This window comes from Methylobacterium sp. WL103 (genome assembly GCF_008039885.1).
GTDB classification, from domain to species: domain Bacteria; phylum Pseudomonadota; class Alphaproteobacteria; order Rhizobiales; family Beijerinckiaceae; genus Methylobacterium; species Methylobacterium cerastii.
The window spans coordinates 1-1,365 of record NZ_VRUX01000868.1 but is presented as its reverse complement, the minus strand read 5'-3'; the positions used below and the strand labels follow the sequence as shown (position 1 = coordinate 1,365).

Sequence of the window (1,365 nt, the reverse complement as noted above, 5' to 3'; positions counted from 1 at the left end):
GAGGCGATCCTGCCGCTCCGGCGAGGCTCCGACGGCCGCCTCGGGGTCGGCGCCGGACCGGGCGGGCGGCCGGTCGCGGTCACCGTCAACATCGCGACGCCGGACGCGGCCTCGTTCCGCAAGTCCGAGGCGCAGGTCACCGCGAGCCTCGCCCGCGCCGTGGCCCGCGGCCAGCGCGCGCTGTGAGAGCGTACGCCACGACCGGAGGAGAACCGATGCCGGACGATTTCCACGAGGTGTCCTTTCCCCTCGACGTCGCGCTGCGCGGCAGCGGCGGCCCGACCCGGCTGACCGAGATCGTCACGCTCGCCTCGGGGCGAGAGCACCGCAACAGCCGCTGGGCCGATTCCCGGCGCCGCTACGACGCCGGCTTCGGCATCCGCTCGCTCGACACGCTCCACGCGGTGCTGAGCTTCTTCGAGGAGCGGCGCGGGCGCCTCTACGGCTTCCGCTATCGCGACCGGGTCGACTTCCGCTCCGGGCCGCCGGGCCGGGTGCCGGCGCCGACCGACCAGCGCCTCGGAATCGGCGACGGGGCGTCCCGGGCGTTCGCCCTGCTGAAGACCTACGGCACCGGGCCGACGCCCTACCGGCGGGCGATCGCCAAGCCGGTGGCCGGCAGCGTGCGGGTGGCGGTGGCCGGCGTCGAGACGCCCGCGCAACGCTTCGCCTGCGATCCCGCCACCGGGCAGGTCGTCTTCGCCGCCGGCGCCGTGCCCCCGGCGGGCGCCGTCGTCACCGCGGGCTTCGCCTTCGACGTGCCGGTCCGGTTCGACGCCGACGACCTCGTGATCAACCTCGAAGCCTTCACCGCGGGCGAGATCCCGAAGGTGCCGCTGGTCGAGATCGTGCCCTAGGGAAACTGCAACCATGCGCGACCTGCCGCCCGCCTTCGCCGCGCATCTCGCCGGCGGCGTGACGACCCTCTGCCGCTGCTGGGCCCTGCGCCGCCGCGACGGCGTCGCCCTCGGCTTCACCGACCACGACCGCGACATGACGATCGCCGGCCTGACCTACGCCGCCCGCACCGGCCTGGAGGCGGCGGAGGCCGCGGCCGAGCTCGGCTTCGCCGTCTCCGGCGGGGATGTCTCCGGCGCGCTGTCCGGGCTCGGGCTGACCGAGGCCGACATCGCCGGCGGGCTCTACGACGGCGCCGCCGTCGAGACCTGGCTGGTGGACTGGACCGACCCGGACACCCGCCTGCTCCTCGACGTGGGCACGCTGGGCGAAATCCGCCGGGCCGGCGACGCCTTCGTGGCAGAGGTCCGCGGCCTCGCCGACCGGCTCGACGCCGAGCGCGGCCGCACCTACCGCGCCACCTGCGGCGCGGACCTCGGCGACGCCCGCTGCGGCGTCGACGTGGCG

General features: G+C 76.0%; 2 protein-coding genes and 1 pseudogene. All 3 read left to right on the top strand.

Features of this window, described 5'->3' with window-relative positions; translation table 11 throughout:
* A pseudogene (locus FV222_RS26235) lies at positions 1–186 on the top strand (phage tail tape measure protein); the annotation flags it as partial.
* Between the two features lie 29 nt (positions 187–215).
* Entirely contained in the window at positions 216–857 is a 642-nt protein-coding gene (locus FV222_RS26230; RefSeq protein ID WP_147761756.1) for a DUF2460 domain-containing protein, read from the top strand.
* Positions 858–870: 13 nt separating this feature from the next.
* On the top strand, positions 871–1,365 hold a 495-nt coding region (locus tag FV222_RS26225; protein WP_147816048.1), incomplete at its 3' end, for a DUF2163 domain-containing protein.

Bases quoted from the DNA above. Each gene is read 5' to 3' on its own strand.
- FV222_RS26230 (WP_147761756.1), top strand. From the start codon at position 216: ATGCCGGACGATTTCCACGAGGTGTCCTTTCCCCTCGACGTCGCGCTG.